We start from the raw sequence: 16009 nt of genomic DNA, 5'->3' as shown, positions 1-16009 counted from the left end.
TGCCACGGCCCCTTTTACTTATGCTCGAAAGGAGTCTCATGTTCAAACGCCCCTCACACCTCGCCCCCATGGCCGCCATCGGTATGGGCTTCGCCACTATTGTTATCGTCGCTATTTTGTCAATGACCGGACGACCGGCCGATGCTCAGGGCGTCATGTCCGCGCCAGCATGCCAGTGCTCGGCACCGACCACCATTCCCGGCATGTCCACCGCCATCGTTCACTGTCTTTGCGGCGGGATGGCTTGCGTCATCACCGAGCAAACGGGGTCAGGAAAGAATGGCAACCTGCTTCAATGCGTCAAATAGTCCAACTGGAAGCCCATCGCAGGGCGATCAAACCTCCACGAGGACCTTGCCCCGATGATCGCCAGTAAACAAGCTATTGAGCGCGCCGGGTAGCGCCTCAAAGCCCTTGACCACGGTTTCCTCGAATACCAGCTCCCCTCGTTGAACCCACGGGCCAACAATGCGCAGCATCTCGTCCATTCGATGGGCATAGTCCCGCGCCAACATACCTTGGATGGTCGCGCGTTGATAGAGCATGTGATGTAAAAACCGGGGGCCGAGCTCTGGCGCATCCAGGCCGCCGGAATACTGGCTGATGGTGCCGCAAATCACGATACGGGCGCGGCGATTGATGATCGGAAAGATGGCGTCGCTGATCCAACCTCCCACGTTGTCGAAATAGACGTCCACGCCATTGGTTTTCTCTTGAATCGCATCGGAGAGCTGCTGAGCCTCGCCAAAGGTCTTGTAATCCAGCGCCCAATCGAGGCAGAGTGTGTCCGTCAGCCATTGGCATTTGTTGCTGCCGCCCGCAATTCCCAGCACGCGAGCACCCTGTTTTTTTGCAAACTGTGCGACGAGCGAACCCACCGCGCCTGCCGCCCCCGAGACTACAACCACTTCGCCTGCGCGCGGTTTCCCAGACTCCGTCAACCCAAACCAGGCCGTTCGGCCTGGCATCCCCAGCACACCCAATGCGGTACTGACCGGCGCCAGACCAGGGTCGAGCTTGCGCACGACACTTTGGTGGCACCGGGCATGGGTTTGCCAACCCAACATTCCTTCAACCCAGTCGCCGGTGGCCAGATGTGGGGCTTTGGATGCGACGACCTGCCCGACCACGCCACCGTTTTGAACCGTGTTGAGGGGATGCGGCTCGGCGTTGTAAGTCGGCTTGAGCGATTGGTTGATTCGCATGTAGGGGTCGACGCTCAGATACTTGGCCTCGACAAGAACTTCGCCGTCTGACAGGTCGAGAACGAGAGGGGTACTGACGAGCTCATAGTGCTCAGGGCCGACCACTCCCGTCGGGTGTTGGCGATAGATCCATTTCTGGTGCATTGGTGCGCTAGCGTTCATTGCGGGTGTTCCTTTGTATTCAATGGCGTATGGTTGCCCAATATCGGCCCGCCGTAAAGCACATTGAAGACAGGCTGGTCCATCGACTCTGAACGCGAAACAAGCAACAACAAGTCAATCCAACAAAGTGGCGAAACTGGGTGCAGCACGCGCAGCCTAGGATCAGAAAAGTCGCCTTTGGAACTTGGCTGAACCTCAACCACGGCTAACCCGGTTTTCTCGAACCACTTGGAGCTACTTGACCCGGTCGGACTTGTCTTGGGATGTATTTTTCACCACCGCCCCCTGAGCCAAGGTGGATGGCTTTTGAATGAGCTCGACCTGAGGAATCACGAGCGAAGGTCTGACGAAAAATTTGACCAGCAAATGTGAATACTTGTCCAGCGCCAACCAACCCATGGCCAATATAGCCAACATACCCATCAACACCCAGGGCAAATTCGAACCGTGCCGCTCTGGTTGTCGCCCTGTGCGTGGTCTGGAATCGTTGGGACGTGGCAACCCCGACAAAGTATCCATCTTGCTTTCGGGCCAACGAGGGTCTTCAAAAAGGGTCCAATTGGCTTCCGCCAGTTGAACCTTGGCGGCTCGGCGCCGCCCTTTGCCGTCCAACTCAATCTCAAAAGTCAGTGCATCGCCTTCTGACGGCTCGCGCCGCTCACGTGGGAAAGCCGATATATGGACGAAGATTTGCTGCCCCCCTTGCAGAGCGGCAATGACACCAAAACCCCGTTGGGCATTCCAATTCTTGAGCGTTCCGTTAAGGCGCATAGAGGGCCGCAGTCGCAATACGCCCACGGTCCAAGTTAAATCCTTTTTTAGCCATCAATATCCTCCCTGTCAATACTCTTTTTCAGGGTATTGTGTTTATTTATGCTGGGTATTTTACTGATTCAACTTGCGTGACCGCGATTTGAGAACAGAAAACAATCCCAACAAACCGGACAAAATACCCTTTACCGCGGAATAGGTAGCCCAAAAACGGCTAAAATCAGTCCGCGACTGAGACAGCCTAACTGTAGTCAGAGATGGGACAAGCACGCACTTCATCCCGACGAACGGCGCGAATGCAGCGACTGCCGGTCTGGACCCTATTGACCCGATTGACCGTGCTTGCCCGCTCGCCAGCCCTGTGCGCCCAGTGCAAGCTCGGCGATTTGGGTAGGCGCCGCCTCCAATGACGTGCCCATGGTGTCATTCCAGCGGTTCAAAAATGCGAACATGGCAACTACAGCCAGAATTTCAGTGATTTCACCGTCGCTCCAATGAAGGCGCGCCTGCTCAAACAACTCGTCTGTTGCTTCATTCGGCTGGCTGGCCGCAGCCATGGCCAAATCCAGAGCAATGCGTTCGCGTGGACTGTAGTGCGGGCTACTGGCGTAGGTCCACACATCGACCAGCTTGGCATTGCTGACACCAAAGTTCTTCGCGCCCAACAGTGTGTGGGCCTGGCAATACAGGCAACCGGAAACTTTGCTGACCACATGCCCAATGAGACGCCGGAACCCCAGGTCGACCTCCCCTTGCGGATCCATCACCGCACCGTTCAATTGCGCAAAGGCTTGTACCAGTTTGGGCTTTCTTTGCATGGTGAGGACGCTATTCGGGGTGAATCCGAGCGTGCCTAAAAAGAAGTCAAAGTAGGGCTTCAGTTCAGGTTTTTTTTCTGGAGGCAAAGGTTGAAGGCGGGCCACGGAAATTCCTTGTGCGAGTTGACTACGCCATTGTGCAATGCACGGTGCTATGCTGCGCGCGATGAATTTGGCTGCTGCTTCCCGTCTGATCTGCTTCAACAAACCTTATGGCGTTCTCAGTCAATTCACGCCCGAGGGACGCTGGCGGGGCCTCAAGGACTTTATCGATATTCCCGGTGTATATGTCGCGGGGCGACTGGACGCTGACAGCGAAGGTCTGCTGTTGCTGACCAATGACGGCAAGTTGCAGGCTCGAATCTCGGACCCGCGCCACAAGATGGAGAAAACCTACTGGGTGCAGGTGGAGGGACTGCCCACTGAAGCCGCCTTGAGTCAACTCCGCCAAGGCGTGCAACTCAACGACGGCCCCACTCGCCCTGCTCGCGCCCAATTGATCGAACAACCAGAATCGCTATGGAACCGAGAGCCCCCAGTGCGAGTTCGGCAATCGATTCCAACGGCCTGGATTGAACTGGTGATTTCAGAGGGGCGCAACCGGCAAGTGCGCCGGATGTCTGCTGCCGTCGGCTTTCCTACTCTGCGGCTGATTCGGGCTGCCATTGGCCCCTATTCTCTGAACGGGTTATCCCCTGGAACTTACCAAGAATAATTACAAACTTCGTGATGCTGAACGCGCTTTCGAGGCGCTATATTTTTGATAGCTTTTCCCGCTTATAGAAAAGAGCCACATCAAAGTTATGTCTTTATTTTTAACGTGTGAGTAAGTCGTCGAACTGAAGAACGAAAGAAATCACTTCCAGCCGAGTTTCGTGCTCCCTGCTGGAGGTCAATAATGGCTCGGCAGCGGGGTCAAACCAAGGCACAACGATGCTGTGCGGCACATCGCGCCATCCTTCACAATGGGCCCACCATGAACTTCGACTCAGACTTTTGGCAAGACTTGTACCAACAAAGCCAGCTGGCAAGTCTGGTCAGCGAACCGCTGGCCGATTTGCGCGTAAACCACGACTTGCAAGCAGACGCCATGATCAACGCGTCAACAGTGCCGTGGGTGTCATCGCCCGCCCCGGGCGTTCGACGCATTGTGCTGGAGCGCGATGGCGGCGAGCACACCACCCGCGCAACCAGTCTTGTGGCCTACCGCGCCGGCAGCCGCTTTGCGGCCCACGTTCACCCGAAAGGCGAGGAAATTTTGGTGCTTTGCGGCGTTTTCTCCGATGAGAACGGGCATTACCCGGCCGGCAGCTATTTGCGCAACCCGCCTGGCTCCGCCCACGCACCTTTCAGCGACGAGGGTTGCCTGATATTTGTAAAGCTCCAGCAGTTTTCCGCACAGGACACGACGCAACTGGCCTTGAGTGCAGCGCCAGTTCATACCACCTTGCCGCTCACCGCCGTGGTGAGACAGGTCTTGTTTCAACGGCCCGATGAACGGGTGGAATTAGTCTATTTCGTGCAAACTGGCCCCCTGCCCGCTGACTTGCAATTGCAAGGTCTTGAATTGCTGGTGTTGAAGGGTGGGTTAACCGGATCGGCGCACCACTACCCGGTCGGCACATGGCTGAGAGATGCGTCGCCCGAGACGGCAGGACTACAGGCCACCGCTGGGACCCAAATTTATGTGAAATACGGGCACTTGGGGCGCATTGCATGAACAACCAATTACTCACACCGTCCGGCGCTCCCGTTTTGATCGTTGGTGGCGGGTTGGCCGGGTTGTATGCGGCCTATCGACTGCAACAAGCCAATATTCCCTATGTGTTGTGGGAAGCTCAACCGCGGTGGGGCGGACGCATTCTGTCGCTCCTCGACCCAACCGACTCCTCAATGGGCATGGACTTGGGTCCGACCTGGTTTTGGCCTCACCAAACACGAATGCAAGGACTGTGCGCCGAATTGGGGCTCCGGGTCTTTGAACAGCCCGTGAAAGGAGACCTGCTGTACCAGGTGGCGCCTGGACAGGCGCCACAGCGCTCGGCAGGTGCAGGCACCATGCTGTCCTACCGCCTTGAAGGCGGCATGCAGACCCTGATATCAGCACTGGTGCGACGCATTAAGCCACAGGCCCTGAACTTAAGTCACGCCCTCACCTCACTCAGTCGAGATGAAAGCGGCTGGACTGCGACTGCGTTCCACCAAGGCGAAGCACTTCATTTTCAGGCCCAGCAACTCATCGTGGCTGCGCCGCCGCGAAAGGTCGCCGGCCTGCTGGCCCCCTTCCTGCCGCGTCGCCTGCAAGGCGAGCTGCTTGCGACACCCACCTGGATGGCCGCTCAGGCTAAGTTTATTGCGATTTACGACACCCCGTTTTGGCGGAATGAGGGACTGGCCGGTCAGGCCTTCAGCCGCGTCGGGCCCCTGGTAGAGATTCACGATGCCTCCTCGACACCGCGGGGCGGCCATGCGCTGTTCGGCTTCGTGGGGGTACCGGCCCATCTCAGGCGTCAACATGACCATGCGTCAATAGAGGCCGCTTGTCTGGCGCAGTTGACCACCATATTTGGCCCCGCGGCCAGTTTGCCACTTGCTATTTCGCTCAAGGACTGGGCCCAGGACGAATGGGTAGTGAGCGACCGCGATCTCTTTGAACCCCCTCAGCACCCTGCTTTGAATCTGGCGCCTTGGTCCGCTGAACTGCGCCGACTGGGCCTGCATTTGGTCGGCAGCGAATATGCTGAAAATGAGGCAGGCTACTTGGAAGGCGCTTTGTGTGCGGTGGAGTCGTTTCTGGACGCGGCCATCGACGGAAATTCAACTAAATTGATAACACTCAAACGCAACGCCCAAACCGCTTAGGCGGAAAACAGGTAAATTGACCGACATGCCAACAGTTGGACGCTCAACAAGCACTCACACCATGCATCCTGACGCGATCATTGATTTCTGGTTCACCAAATTGAGCAACGCCCAGCGCTTTGCCAAAGACGAGGCCTTGGATACGCTGTTGCGACAGCGGTATGGCCCCACGTTGACGGCCGCCATCGCAGGTTAGTTATTTGAATGGAGACGTTCCGCCAGCGGACGGTTGGCAGAAATTCTGGTGTTGGACCAGTTCTCACGCAACATCAACCGGGACACACCCGCCGCATTTGCGCAGGACGCCCAAGCGCTCACACTCGCCCAGGAATTGGTTAAAACCGGGCTGGACCAAGAGCTACCAATCACTCAACGCGCCTTCGCCTACATGCCCTACATGCATAGTGAATCATTGGTGATTCACCAACAGGCTCTGGTGATGTTTTCACAGGGTGGATTGGAAGGCTCGTTGAGCTTCGAACAAAAGCATCTTGCAATTCTGCAGAAATTTGGACGCTATCCGCACCGCAATTCCATTCTGTGCCGTCCATCCACACCCGAAGAAGTCGTTTTCTTAAACCAGCCAGGGTCTTTGTTCTGAGCTCTGCGGCCCCAGCGTCAAACCGCTCAGCAGATATGGCAATGGTGGACGCGAGTTCATACCAGCACCTGTTCGAGCCCCTTCAACGTCAAGCGTCCGCCGTGGGCCTCACGTTGCGAGACCCGCCACCGGTCCCGACAACATGTTGCGGTCGGGGATGCAATGGCTGTGTTTGGGAAGGATTCAATGCCGCCGCCACTTATTGGCAAGAGGACGCCTTGAACGCCATTCAAGCGCATCGTCCGTAAAAAAACCGCCTGTCCCTGTCGGGAAAGGCGGTTGTGGTGCGTCAGACCTTAATCTTCAGCAGGTGAAAGCTCTGGCGTTGCGGTTTCAGAACGAGCGGCACGTCCCAGTGCGCTGTCAATCATGCGATTCAGTTTGTCAGCCGCGCCAGTGACCGCTTGATTCAGACTCTCGCCGTGGTGGGTGACCGCCATTGGAGGGCGCCCCTGCAGTCTTGCCTCCATGACGCATCGCTTGTCGCTGACGCTGCCTTTTCGACCAATCTCTTCTGCCAAGTGCACCTCGACGCGAGTGATGTGCTCGGCATGGTGACTCAGCCCCCGCTTCACTTCGCTTGTCGCCCAAGTCGCCATTGACTCCCGGCCTTCAATGTTGTGATCGGTGTTGATTTGAATCTGCATGGTTTTCTCCTGTCGGTGAATGTGAACCGCTGGCAGGGGCCAGTGGCCACCAGGGGCCGTCGACCAGACCCCTTCAATTTCATTCTACGGCAGCCAATAACCACCCCAACACAAGTACGGACTCAACCGCATTTTTAGCCTTGGATCAGTCGTGTCGGGGTCCCCTGGAAACGGCCCGGTCGCGCTTCGACACCCAAGTCAAACTTGCTGACCAACTCCGCCAACTCCAGCGATTGCTGGCGCAGGGAAGAGGCAGCAGCAGCCGACTGCTCCGCCAGCGCGGCATTTTGATGGACAAGCATGTCCAACTGCCCCATGGACTGATTGGCGTCTCCAATTCGCGCACCTTGTTGACCCGCTTCGGCAGCGATGGCGGCAATGATGGCTGATACCCGCTGGACCGAAGCAGTGACCTCTGACGCCGTGCTACCCGCCAAGGCGACCTGCTCGCTCCCCGAGGCGACTTTGTCCAGGGAGGCCGTGATCAGCGACTTGATTTCCTTGGCCGCCTCAGCGCTTCGGCCAGCGAGCGCCCGAACTTCACTGGCGACCACAGCAAACCCCCGCCCCTGCTCGCCAGCCCGTGCCGCCTCCACCGCGGCATTGAGGGCCAGAATATTGGTTTGAAAGGCAATGCCGTCGATGATAGAAGTGATATCGGCAATTTTTCGGGATGCCACATCGATCTCACCCATCGTCACCACGACTTGCGTCATCACCTCACCACCGCGATTGGCAATGGCACTGGCCTCGGTGGAAAGTCCATTGGCGGAGCGGGAGGAGGTGCTCGTCTCGTTCACCGACTGTCCCATTTTGGCAATGGCATCCAGCGACGTCTGCAAGGTGTTGGCCGCCTCTTCGGTGCGATTGCTCAAATCGAGGCTGCCTTGCGCGATTTCACCACTGGCGCTGTGAATCCCATCCGACGCCGAGCGCACACCCTGAGCCAACTCATGCAAATTCAGTCGCATGCTCTCCAGTGCCTGCAACAAGCCGCCAATCTCGTCATGTCGAGTCGTTTCAATGGGCTGAGACAAATCGTGTTGGGCCATGCGTTGGGTGACACGCACTGCGTGGTTGATCGCACTCTTGGTGTCCCGAATCAACCAAATTGCAATACCGCACCCCAACGCAAAGGCCAGCAATGCACCGCCCATGATCACAACGCGGGTCGTGGCCGCCGTCGCTGTCGCTTTCGCGGAAAGAGCGGCATTGACCTCACGTTGCCACTCGCTCAAGTTATCAACGGCCTTGCTCCAGGCTTGCTGAGTGGCGCTCCATTTCGCAGTGTCCCGGGTATATTCATTTCGCACCTGAAACGCGTGGGCTGTGGCGCCCCGACCATCCGCCAGCTTCTCTCCCAGAGCAATCAATTGACGAGCCTCGCTTGCCTTTTGGCTGATGGACTGCATCAGCGACTGAGCCCGCTCGTCTTTGGGAATCAAACCAGACAACTGGCTTTGGGCCGTGTCATAGCCTGTTAGGGTGGTTTGAATCTTGGTTAACACCGCGGCAGCACCGTCCAGATCCGTCGCGCCCAAATCCCCTAGTTCCTGAACATATTCAGAGACCCCGTGAGCCAGCATGCCAACAGCGCGGGACCGCTCGGCGTTGCGAACAGTGATTTCTTCCAGCGTTGATGTCAGTTCTTGCATCCGAACCAGCGACAGGCCGGCCATGGCCACCAGCAAAACCAAAATAGTGCCAAACCCCCAGGTCAGACGTGCTGCCAGACTTTGGCCCGTAAAACTTCGCATAATTTATTCCTTGAGACACCGGGTTTCAACGACGATCAACCCGGTTGGCGCCAATACTACGTTACTCACATAGCCTCCGGTTTGAGCAGTCGGCCTTAAAACCGGCTGCGGGCTATGTTCACTGGCCCAAGAATTGATGGGTCCTTGTGCCGCACCAAAAATGAGCAGTGGCAAAATGGACGATATCCAGCGCGGCACGACTTCAAGTCGGTGACGCTGGTTGGCACCGTTCTCCGACAGGAGAGCTTGACATCGAATTGACTGCAAGGATTCAAATTGGGAAACATATTGATGCCTCTGGCCTCGCTACTCAGCGGGGTGGGCATGCTCGTCTTGGCGACCGGCTTACTTTTTGCAGCCATCGGAGCGCAGGCTGGACTGGCGGACTTCCCCGTTCTGGTCACCGGGCTGATCAACTCGGCCTACTTTGCAGGTTTTGTCTTCGGCACTTATGCCTGCCCGGAAATTATCAGGCGCGTTGGCCACATTCGTGCATTTGCGGCCATGGCATCGATCGCATCGACGTTGCCTATCTTGCACGCCTTGTGGCTCAACCCCTGGTTTTGGGGCAGCCTGCGCTTCGTGACCGGCGTGTGCCTGGTCGGACTCTATATCGTGGTGGAGAGCTGGCTCAACGTGGTGGCGCACAGCGCCCAACGTGGCAAAGTGTTTGCCGCGTACATGGCGGTAAGTGGTATTGCCATGGCTTTGGGTCAATGGCTAATCTTGGTGGGCGACCGTTTTGGGTTTGTGCCATTCGCCATCGCATCGATTCTTTTCTCGTTCGCGCTACTGCCCATCACACTCAACCGGGTGGATGCTCCCGAACCAACCGCAGCCCCTACCATCGGCTTGGTGAAATTGTTTCGAATCTCACCGATAGGTGTCCTGGGTGCGGTTGCATCAGGCCTATTGAGTGGTGCGTTTTACAGCCTGGGACACGTTTTTGGGCAACGTGTGGGCTTCAGCGTTGTCGGGATCGCGACCTTCATGGGTGCGACGATTTTGGGTGGTGCCGCCTTCCAATGGCCCGTCGGCCACCTGTCTGACCGCCATGACCGTCGCTGGGTGCTGTTTGGCGTCTGTGTTGCTGGGGCTGTGGTAGCACTGACAGGTTTCTACTTCGCACTGGAGTCCGAAACCGCTCTGATTGGGCTGGGCATTATTTATGGCGGACTCACTTTCACTATTTACGGCCTGTCCGTGGCGCACGTGAACGACCTGATCGACCGGGATCGGGTGCTGGAAATCACCGGTGGATTGCTGTTGTTGCATGGCGTGGGTGCCGCCATCGGACCGACCATCGCCGGTGGCCTGATGGACCTCATGGGTCCTGGCAGCCTGCTCCTTTACTTCACCGGTGTCTTGATCCTCCTGGCTTTGGGCACTTGGCAATTCATACAAAGCAAACCGCTGAACCGGGGTGAACCTGGCCACAAGGCAGACTATGTCGTCATGGGCAGCGGATCTCAGGCGGTTTTGGCACTGGACCCTCGCAGCCCTGATCCTGAGCACTCGCCATTGCCGGAGGAGCAACGCAAGTGAACTAAATCGATCGCACCCGCTCACAAGGTGCGAATCCTCCATTTTTCTTTGATCATTCATGTACAAATTTTCACCACTTCCGTTCTTGGTTGCAGCAACACTCGCACTAGCTGCCTGCTCACCTCAGGACACCGCAACGTCTGCCGTGGCGGCCAAGCCAGCGCAACCGTTTGAGGCCGTTGCCGCACAGGGGAAAGGATTCACGGCGGGCTCCATGATGAGCGCCAATGCGGTGTACGTTTTGTTCGATCCACAGTGCCCGCATTGTGGCCACCTATGGCAGGCCTCTCTCCCATTGCAAAGCAAGGTGAAGTTCGTCTGGATTCCCGTGGCCATCATGAATGCCAAAAGCGCGCCACAAGGGGCAGCGCTCTTGGCGGCCGCCGACCCAGTCAATGCCATGACCGAACACGAACAATCCATTCTGGCAGGAACGGGCGGTTCATCGGCCTCGGCCAACATCCCTGATGAGTTGGCGCAATCCATCAAAGCCAATACAGCGTTGTTCAATAGCCTGGGGGTTGAATCAGTGCCCTATGTTTTGGCCAAAAATCTGCGCACCGGCCAATTGGTAAGCCGCAACGGCGCCATGGATACCGCAGCGCTGGCTGAGTTCATCGGACTACCGACACCCTGAAGTCGAGCGCACAAGACAGAAAACGGACCTTAACCAGCTTTGATACTCCTTAATTGATAGCTACATGCGCTGATCTATTGAGGGCCCGGGGCTGATATGTTTAACCTCCCCAAAGAGCCTGGCAACACATCACGGCTCCAGTCACCCTATGTTAAAAACCTTGAAAGACTTGTTTGATGCCTTCACCGGCCAAACCGCTGCCGACTCGCCTGAAGCGCAGGCCCATGCGCTGAAATTGGCCTGTGCGGTGCTGCTGGTCGAAGTCATGCGCGCTGACCCGGCGATGGACGTGGCAGAACGCCAAGCCATACTGACGACGCTGAATCAGCAATTTGCATTGGGATCAGATGAATCTGACCGCCTGCTGGAGTTGGCCGCACAAACCGCCAAGGGTGCGTACGACCACCACCGATTCACCAGCGTGATCAACGACCACTTTTCGCAGGGACAAAAAATTCACATGGTCGAATCCATGTGGCAAGTCGCCTTTGCCGATGGTCACTTGGACGCCCATGAAAACCACCTGATCAGCAAAGTGGCCGGCTTGCTGCACGTGACCCACGGCGAATACATTGCTGCGAAACTGCACGCCAAACAGGTGTTTTTACCTGCCAATTCGTGATGCAAAACGCCTTGTATCGGCGTTGCATGGGCTCTCACCCAGAATGAACTCGTCTTGGTATGACCGTCACGTGCTGCCGAGCGCGTTGGACTGGGCCTGTGGCCTGCCCATGGTGAGGCGCCAACGCGACTTGGTCGTTCCACGCGCATACGGCCGGGTTTTGGAAGTCGGCATCGGCACCGGGCTCAATATGCGGCACTATGACAAAAGCCGGGTAACCCACATCACCGGTTTGGACCCAGCGCTTGAGCTTCATCCCCTAGCCCAACGGCGCATTCAGGAGACGGGATTGTCCGTCACCCTGCTCGGCTTGTCTGCCGAGGCCATTCCCATGCCAGACGCCAGCTTCGACTCGGTGGTGATCACCTACACGCTGTGCAGCATCGTCGACCCCGAAATCGCCTTGCGTGAAATGCACCGGGTACTGGTGCCGGGCGGCCAGGTGCTGTACTGCGAACACGGTCGCGCACCAGACGCATCGGTACGGCGATGGCAAAACCGCCTGCAGCCGGTTTGGGGCAAGCTCGCTGGCGGTTGCCATTTAGGGCGAGATATCGAATCATTGTTGCTGGATACGGGATTCAGCCTGCCTGATTTGGCAACTCGTTATTTGCCAGGGCCGCGCCCCTGGACCTACCACTACTGGGGCAGCGCACGGAAAAGTCAATCCAGTAAAGACGCATAAACCAAGTCACGGAACAGCATGCGGTAATACTCGCGCTGGTTGGGTGCCTGCAGCATCAGAATGGCGAAAAGATCTTCTTTGGGATCCACGAAGAAGGTGGTCCCGGCCATTCCGCCCCAAAAGTAGGCCCCAACTGACCCCGGCACGGTGTCAACGCCTAAGGTTTTTCGAACCGCAAAGCCAAGACCAAAGCCATGCCCCTGCGGCAACAGAGTGCGAGACGCACCGGGGTGGACGGGAATGTCGCCAAGATGGTCGGCTGTCATGTAGTCCACAGTGCGCGGCCCCAGCAAACGCACGCAGTCCAACTCGCCCTTGTTCAACATGAATTGCAGAAACCGCGCATAGTCGTGCGCGGTTGACGCCAAACCGCCACCACCTGACTCCATGGCAGCCGCCTCCCGCACGTCAATCACTCGCATTTGCACGCCGCCTTCGGGGTCTTTGACAAAAGGCTCAGCAATGCGGGCTTGGTGCTCTGGCGGCACCGTGAACCAAGTCTCAGTCATGCCCAGCGGGATGAAAATATGTTGCGTCAGATAAGCACCGAGCGATTGTCTGCTGACAACCTCGACTAAACGCCCCAGTACATCTGTTGCACGGCCATACTCCCACGCCGAGCCTGGCTCCACCATCAGCGGCAACTTGGCCAGCTCATTAGAGAACTCGGCCACCGTGCGATCCCGAGAGCCGATGCGGACTTGCGCATACTGGCGTTGCACGGCTGAACTGCCCATGAACTCATACGTCAAGCCAGCGGTGTGGCGAAGCAAGTCTTGAATCGTCGCAGCTTGTCGCACCGGGCGGGTGACAACGGCGCCATCGACCACGGCGGCGACTTGCTGTTTGGCGAACTCGGGCAGAAATTTGGATACCGGATCACTCAATAGCAGCTTGCCCTGTTCCATGAGCATCATCACTGCCACCGACACAATAGGTTTGGTCATGGAGTAGATTCTGAAAATGGCGTCGCACGGCATGGGCGTGCCGGTAGCCGGGTCGAGTGAGCCGACACGGTCGAACAGTGCCAATTTGCCTCGGCGATGGACAAGTACCACCGCGCCTGGCAAGCGCTGACAATCGACCTCTGAATGCAATACAGCCATCATCGACTCAAGTCGTTGAACACAAACCCCCGCCGCTTCCGGCGCAATCGATACTGTCCCCTGGATTGAAGGGGTCGGGTTGGGCAATACAGCAGGTTGGGTGTCAGTCATTCAGTCTATCCTCGTCATGGGTCCAAGTTTTACACTATTCTCGCCTTCGCGGACAAAGGCACCCCATCGGGCCGAAAAAACCTGAAGCAGACCGCTGGCTTGCGCCAAAAACTCTCTCCAATGCCAGCGACAATTGCTTGTATCCACATGGGGTAAACCAGATTCCTTAGTGGTATATTGAAATGAATACTTGACATAGGGCGGAGTAGAGAATGAAGGCGAAGGGATCCAGCCTATTTCGTCCGGAATAAGAACATAGTGTGGTCGAGATTTGTTCATTGAGAAAATAATCGACCCTTGAACTTGATAACTCATTGGCTAAAAAATCTTAATAAACATGAGTCCCCCGGAACAAGATATTCGAAATCGTCTGTTGGTGGCCCGTTTGCCGGCCATGCCACAAACTTTGCTCAAGTTAATTGACCTTTGCCAAGCAGAAGAAGCAGGCATGGCCGAGTTGGCAGATTTGATCGTCAACGATGTTGGTTTGATGGCCAAGGTGCTGAGCATTGCCAACAGTGCCGCCTACCATCGCGGAGGCCCCAAAGTCGGTTTGATGCAGGCCCTGAGCACAATGGGCGCTGACATGATCAAGACATTGGTCATCAGTGAATCGGTCTTTCAGACTTTCAGTGCATTTCCTCATTCAGGTGGTACCGATCTTCGCGACTTTTGGCAGCATGCCTTGACCACAGCGGTCATGGCTCGAGCGCTGGCAAAAAAAATGGCCTATCCGTTTGTCGAGGAGGCTTATCTTGCCGGACTGATGCACGACGTAGGCCGCTTGGCCCTTTTGGCAGCCTCGCCAAATGAATACAGTCTGAATTTTCGAGCGCAAGATGACCGCGTACTTTGTGAAGTTGAGCAGGAGACTTTGCAAATTTCACACGCTGAGGCAGGCGCCTGGCTGATTGAGCGCTGGAATCTGGGCCCCATCATTGCTGACGGCGTCTTGTACCACCACGAAAACGCCAGCCGACTTGAGACGGCTCACCCACTGGTTCGCATAGTTCATCTCGCTGACTGGCTCGCCAATCACGCGCCCTCCGAAGCATTGGAGCCGGATGCTGGAGCACTGTGCGGCGTCGATCTGCCCTTTCTCGCCACGCTGGCGGCGGGGGCATCAGACCGGGTCAAAAGAACCGCCGCTAACCTGGGGCTTGAATTGCCAGAACAAGTCAGCTTTGACGCACCGCAGGCACAACTCGAGGCTGCCATTGAAATTGACCCGACGTCCCAACAACTGGCCGATCAGGTTCGCGACATGGCACTAACCACGGCCGTCGTTCAGTCGTTGGCCAATGCGCAAAGCGATCGCCATTTGATGGAGATGATTCGCAACAACGCGCACATATTGCTCACCCTGAACGACAGCTTGTTGTTTCTCACGGCAGACTCCGGGCAAGAGTTGATTCAAGTCTCGCCTCTGCAAGCAAAGGGATCTGCACATGAAATTTCCATCGGTTTGTCCGGCCAAACCCGAGTCTCACAGGCCATCGAATCCAAATCCTTGCTCTTCTTAGGCCCAGACCGCAAGCACCTTGACCCCGTCGAAGTGGGATTGATGAATGCATTGAATGCGGAATGTCTGGTGTGTGTCCCAGTTTCTACCTCCACACAATCTGTGGGCCTGATTGTCGGCAGCATTCCTCCCTGGCGCCTTTCTGAATTGAAAAAGCGGGAGCGATTCCTGTTGTCATTTGGCCAACAAGCCGCACTGTCAATTCAAAGCGCGACCAAGGCACGCGTAGAAATGGATCGCCGTATCGCCACCGTGCGCCAGGAGTATCTTGAGGACAGCCGCCGCGTGGCCCACGAGGTGAACAACCCCTTGACCATCATCAAGAATTACCTCAGCGTCCTCGACGCAAAGCTCAACCGTCAGGAAGCGGTCTCAGAAGAGCTATCCATCCTCAAAGAGGAAATAGACCGCGTTAGCAGTCTCGTTACCGAATTCGCGGGAGGAGCCCCAAAAACCCAGGGCGCGGTGACTGAGGTTAGTTCCGTCATAAGAGATTTGGTTCGACTATTCACTGAAAGCAAATTCCTGCCCTCATCTGTCAGTATTGTGGCGGTGCTGTCGAGTGGCACCACGGAGATTCAGGGCTCATCAGACATCCTGAAGCAAATTTTGATCAATTTACTGAAAAACGCAATAGAGGCCGTTCCACACGGGGGAAAAATTGAGATGAGCGACAAGGGCAAGGTGACTATCGATGCCCGTGAATACGCTGAAATTTCTGTGAAAGACAGTGGGCCAGGTATTCCCGCTGAAATTCAATCCCGTCTATTTTCGCCCGTTGAAAGCAACAAGCCCGGGCAACATCGGGGAATCGGGCTGAGCATTGTTCACCGGCTGGTTGAAAAGCTAAATGGAGAAATCAGCTGCCAAAGTTCAGCGTCTGGTACCGAGTTCACTGTCCGCCTCCCCACACCAAATACCTAGAGTGAATGCAGCTGTCGTACGCAACAGCGCCCAA

Annotated in this window: 18 protein-coding genes; 12 read left to right on the top strand and 6 right to left on the bottom strand. The window is 56.5% G+C overall.

From position 1 onward, the window contains the following. Positions 1-38 precede the first annotated feature (38 nt). Positions 39-308: a hypothetical protein gene (locus J8G15_RS02665; protein ID WP_210545922.1), complete on the top strand. Its 270-nt coding sequence runs from the start codon at positions 39-41 to the stop codon at positions 306-308. A gap of 27 nt (positions 309-335) precedes the next feature. Here the strand turns inward: J8G15_RS02665 and J8G15_RS02660 are convergent, their stop codons facing one another. From J8G15_RS02660 to J8G15_RS02650, 3 genes are all read right to left on the bottom strand, one after another. After that, positions 336-1367 (bottom strand): NADP-dependent oxidoreductase, encoded by a 1032-nt coding sequence (locus tag J8G15_RS02660; RefSeq protein WP_210545920.1) that lies wholly within the window; start codon positions 1365-1367, stop codon positions 336-338. Between the two features lie 234 nt (positions 1368-1601). Continuing rightward, positions 1602-2138, bottom strand: coding sequence for a cold shock domain-containing protein (locus tag J8G15_RS02655; protein ID WP_210545918.1), 537 nt, complete (start codon positions 2136-2138; stop codon positions 1602-1604). 320 nt (positions 2139-2458) lie between these two features. Further along, on the bottom strand, positions 2459-3061 hold the full coding sequence (locus J8G15_RS02650; protein WP_210545916.1) for a carboxymuconolactone decarboxylase family protein: 603 nt from the start codon (positions 3059-3061) through the stop codon (positions 2459-2461). 49 nt (positions 3062-3110) lie between these two features. On the opposite strand from J8G15_RS02650, the gene J8G15_RS02645 reads away from it, so the two are divergent. The 6 genes from J8G15_RS02645 to J8G15_RS02625 all read left to right on the top strand — a co-directional run bounded on the left by J8G15_RS02645 (position 3111) and on the right by J8G15_RS02625 (position 6667). Next, positions 3111-3671 (top strand): rRNA large subunit pseudouridine synthase E, encoded by a 561-nt coding sequence (locus J8G15_RS02645; protein WP_240538415.1) that lies wholly within the window; start codon positions 3111-3113, stop codon positions 3669-3671. A 261-nt stretch (positions 3672-3932) separates the two neighbouring features. Beyond that, the gene (locus J8G15_RS02640; protein ID WP_210545914.1) at positions 3933-4676 is read left to right on the top strand and encodes a cupin domain-containing protein; all 744 of its coding nucleotides are present in this window, start codon (positions 3933-3935) and stop codon (positions 4674-4676) included. After that, positions 4673-5818, top strand: a complete 1146-nt coding sequence (locus J8G15_RS02635) for an FAD-dependent oxidoreductase (RefSeq protein WP_210545911.1) — start codon at positions 4673-4675, stop codon at positions 5816-5818. The genes J8G15_RS02640 and J8G15_RS02635 overlap by 4 nt, the downstream gene beginning before the upstream one ends. A gap of 61 nt (positions 5819-5879) precedes the next feature. Beyond that, complete coding sequence (locus tag J8G15_RS21980) at positions 5880-6014, top strand: hypothetical protein (RefSeq protein ID WP_370627477.1); 135 nt, start codon at positions 5880-5882, stop codon at positions 6012-6014. 33 nt (positions 6015-6047) lie between these two features. Further along, positions 6048-6419 carry a DUF924 family protein gene (locus tag J8G15_RS02630; RefSeq protein ID WP_370627476.1) on the top strand — a complete coding sequence of 124 codons (372 nt, stop codon included), beginning with the start codon at positions 6048-6050 and terminating at the stop codon, positions 6417-6419. Between the two features lie 35 nt (positions 6420-6454). Next, positions 6455-6667 carry an oxidoreductase-like domain-containing protein gene (locus J8G15_RS02625; protein ID WP_370627475.1) on the top strand — a complete coding sequence of 71 codons (213 nt, stop codon included), beginning with the start codon at positions 6455-6457 and terminating at the stop codon, positions 6665-6667. A gap of 48 nt (positions 6668-6715) precedes the next feature. On the opposite strand, the gene J8G15_RS02620 is transcribed toward J8G15_RS02625, so the two are convergent. Beyond that, on the bottom strand, positions 6716-7066 hold the full coding sequence (locus J8G15_RS02620) for an HPF/RaiA family ribosome-associated protein (RefSeq protein ID WP_210545909.1): 351 nt from the start codon (positions 7064-7066) through the stop codon (positions 6716-6718). A 134-nt stretch (positions 7067-7200) separates the two neighbouring features. Beyond that, a complete protein-coding gene (locus J8G15_RS02615) occupies positions 7201-8823 on the bottom strand; it encodes a methyl-accepting chemotaxis protein (protein ID WP_210545907.1) in 1623 nt (540 codons plus the stop codon). A gap of 276 nt (positions 8824-9099) precedes the next feature. On the opposite strand from J8G15_RS02615, the gene J8G15_RS02610 reads away from it, so the two are divergent. From J8G15_RS02610 to J8G15_RS02595, 4 genes are all read left to right on the top strand, one after another. After that, positions 9100-10368 (top strand): MFS transporter, encoded by a 1269-nt coding sequence (locus J8G15_RS02610; protein WP_210545905.1) that lies wholly within the window; start codon positions 9100-9102, stop codon positions 10366-10368. A gap of 58 nt (positions 10369-10426) precedes the next feature. Continuing rightward, positions 10427-11005: a thioredoxin fold domain-containing protein gene (locus tag J8G15_RS02605; protein WP_210545903.1), complete on the top strand. Its 579-nt coding sequence runs from the start codon at positions 10427-10429 to the stop codon at positions 11003-11005. Positions 11006-11165: 160 nt separating this feature from the next. Further along, entirely contained in the window at positions 11166-11627 is a 462-nt protein-coding gene (locus J8G15_RS02600; protein ID WP_370627474.1) for a TerB family tellurite resistance protein, read from the top strand. Positions 11628-11670: 43 nt separating this feature from the next. Then, positions 11671-12312 (top strand): class I SAM-dependent methyltransferase, encoded by a 642-nt coding sequence (locus J8G15_RS02595; RefSeq protein ID WP_210545900.1) that lies wholly within the window; start codon positions 11671-11673, stop codon positions 12310-12312. On the opposite strand, the gene J8G15_RS02590 is transcribed toward J8G15_RS02595, so the two are convergent. Beyond that, positions 12291-13529: a serine hydrolase gene (locus J8G15_RS02590; protein WP_210545897.1), complete on the bottom strand. Its 1239-nt coding sequence runs from the start codon at positions 13527-13529 to the stop codon at positions 12291-12293. The two genes, J8G15_RS02595 and J8G15_RS02590, sit on opposite strands and share 22 nt — an antisense overlap. A gap of 337 nt (positions 13530-13866) precedes the next feature. Here J8G15_RS02590 and J8G15_RS02585 point away from each other — a divergent pair, with 337 nt between their 5' ends. Further along, on the top strand, positions 13867-15975 hold the full coding sequence (locus J8G15_RS02585) for an HDOD domain-containing protein (protein ID WP_210545895.1): 2109 nt from the start codon (positions 13867-13869) through the stop codon (positions 15973-15975). Positions 15976-16009 lie beyond the last annotated feature (34 nt).

The organism is Rhodoferax sp. PAMC 29310 (assembly GCF_017948265.1).
Lineage (GTDB): Bacteria > Pseudomonadota > Gammaproteobacteria > Burkholderiales > Burkholderiaceae_C > Rhodoferax.
This window is presented reverse-complemented; position numbering and strand designations above follow the sequence as displayed.

What these genes read in the sequence shown, in the direction of transcription:
- J8G15_RS02665 (WP_210545922.1), top strand. Translation starts at nt 39, where the DNA reads ATGTTCAAACGCCCCTCACACCTCGCCCCCATGGCCGCCATCGGTATG.
- J8G15_RS02660 (WP_210545920.1), bottom strand. Translation starts at nt 1,367, where the DNA reads ATGAACGCTAGCGCACCAATGCACCAGAAATGGATCTATCGCCAACAC.
- J8G15_RS02655 (WP_210545918.1), bottom strand. Translation starts at nt 2,138, where the DNA reads ATGCGCCTTAACGGAACGCTCAAGAATTGGAATGCCCAACGGGGTTTT.
- J8G15_RS02645 (WP_240538415.1), top strand. Translation starts at nt 3,111, where the DNA reads ATGCTGCGCGCGATGAATTTGGCTGCTGCTTCCCGTCTGATCTGCTTC.
- J8G15_RS02640 (WP_210545914.1), top strand. Translation starts at nt 3,933, where the DNA reads ATGAACTTCGACTCAGACTTTTGGCAAGACTTGTACCAACAAAGCCAG.
- J8G15_RS02635 (WP_210545911.1), top strand. Translation starts at nt 4,673, where the DNA reads ATGAACAACCAATTACTCACACCGTCCGGCGCTCCCGTTTTGATCGTT.
- J8G15_RS21980 (WP_370627477.1), top strand. Translation starts at nt 5,880, where the DNA reads ATGCATCCTGACGCGATCATTGATTTCTGGTTCACCAAATTGAGCAAC.
- J8G15_RS02625 (WP_370627475.1), top strand. Translation starts at nt 6,455, where the DNA reads ATGGCAATGGTGGACGCGAGTTCATACCAGCACCTGTTCGAGCCCCTT.
- J8G15_RS02620 (WP_210545909.1), bottom strand. Translation starts at nt 7,066, where the DNA reads ATGCAGATTCAAATCAACACCGATCACAACATTGAAGGCCGGGAGTCA.
- J8G15_RS02615 (WP_210545907.1), bottom strand. Translation starts at nt 8,823, where the DNA reads ATGCGAAGTTTTACGGGCCAAAGTCTGGCAGCACGTCTGACCTGGGGG.
- J8G15_RS02605 (WP_210545903.1), top strand. Translation starts at nt 10,427, where the DNA reads ATGTACAAATTTTCACCACTTCCGTTCTTGGTTGCAGCAACACTCGCA.
- J8G15_RS02595 (WP_210545900.1), top strand. Translation starts at nt 11,671, where the DNA reads ATGAACTCGTCTTGGTATGACCGTCACGTGCTGCCGAGCGCGTTGGAC.
- J8G15_RS02590 (WP_210545897.1), bottom strand. Translation starts at nt 13,529, where the DNA reads ATGACTGACACCCAACCTGCTGTATTGCCCAACCCGACCCCTTCAATC.
- J8G15_RS02585 (WP_210545895.1), top strand. Translation starts at nt 13,867, where the DNA reads ATGAGTCCCCCGGAACAAGATATTCGAAATCGTCTGTTGGTGGCCCGT.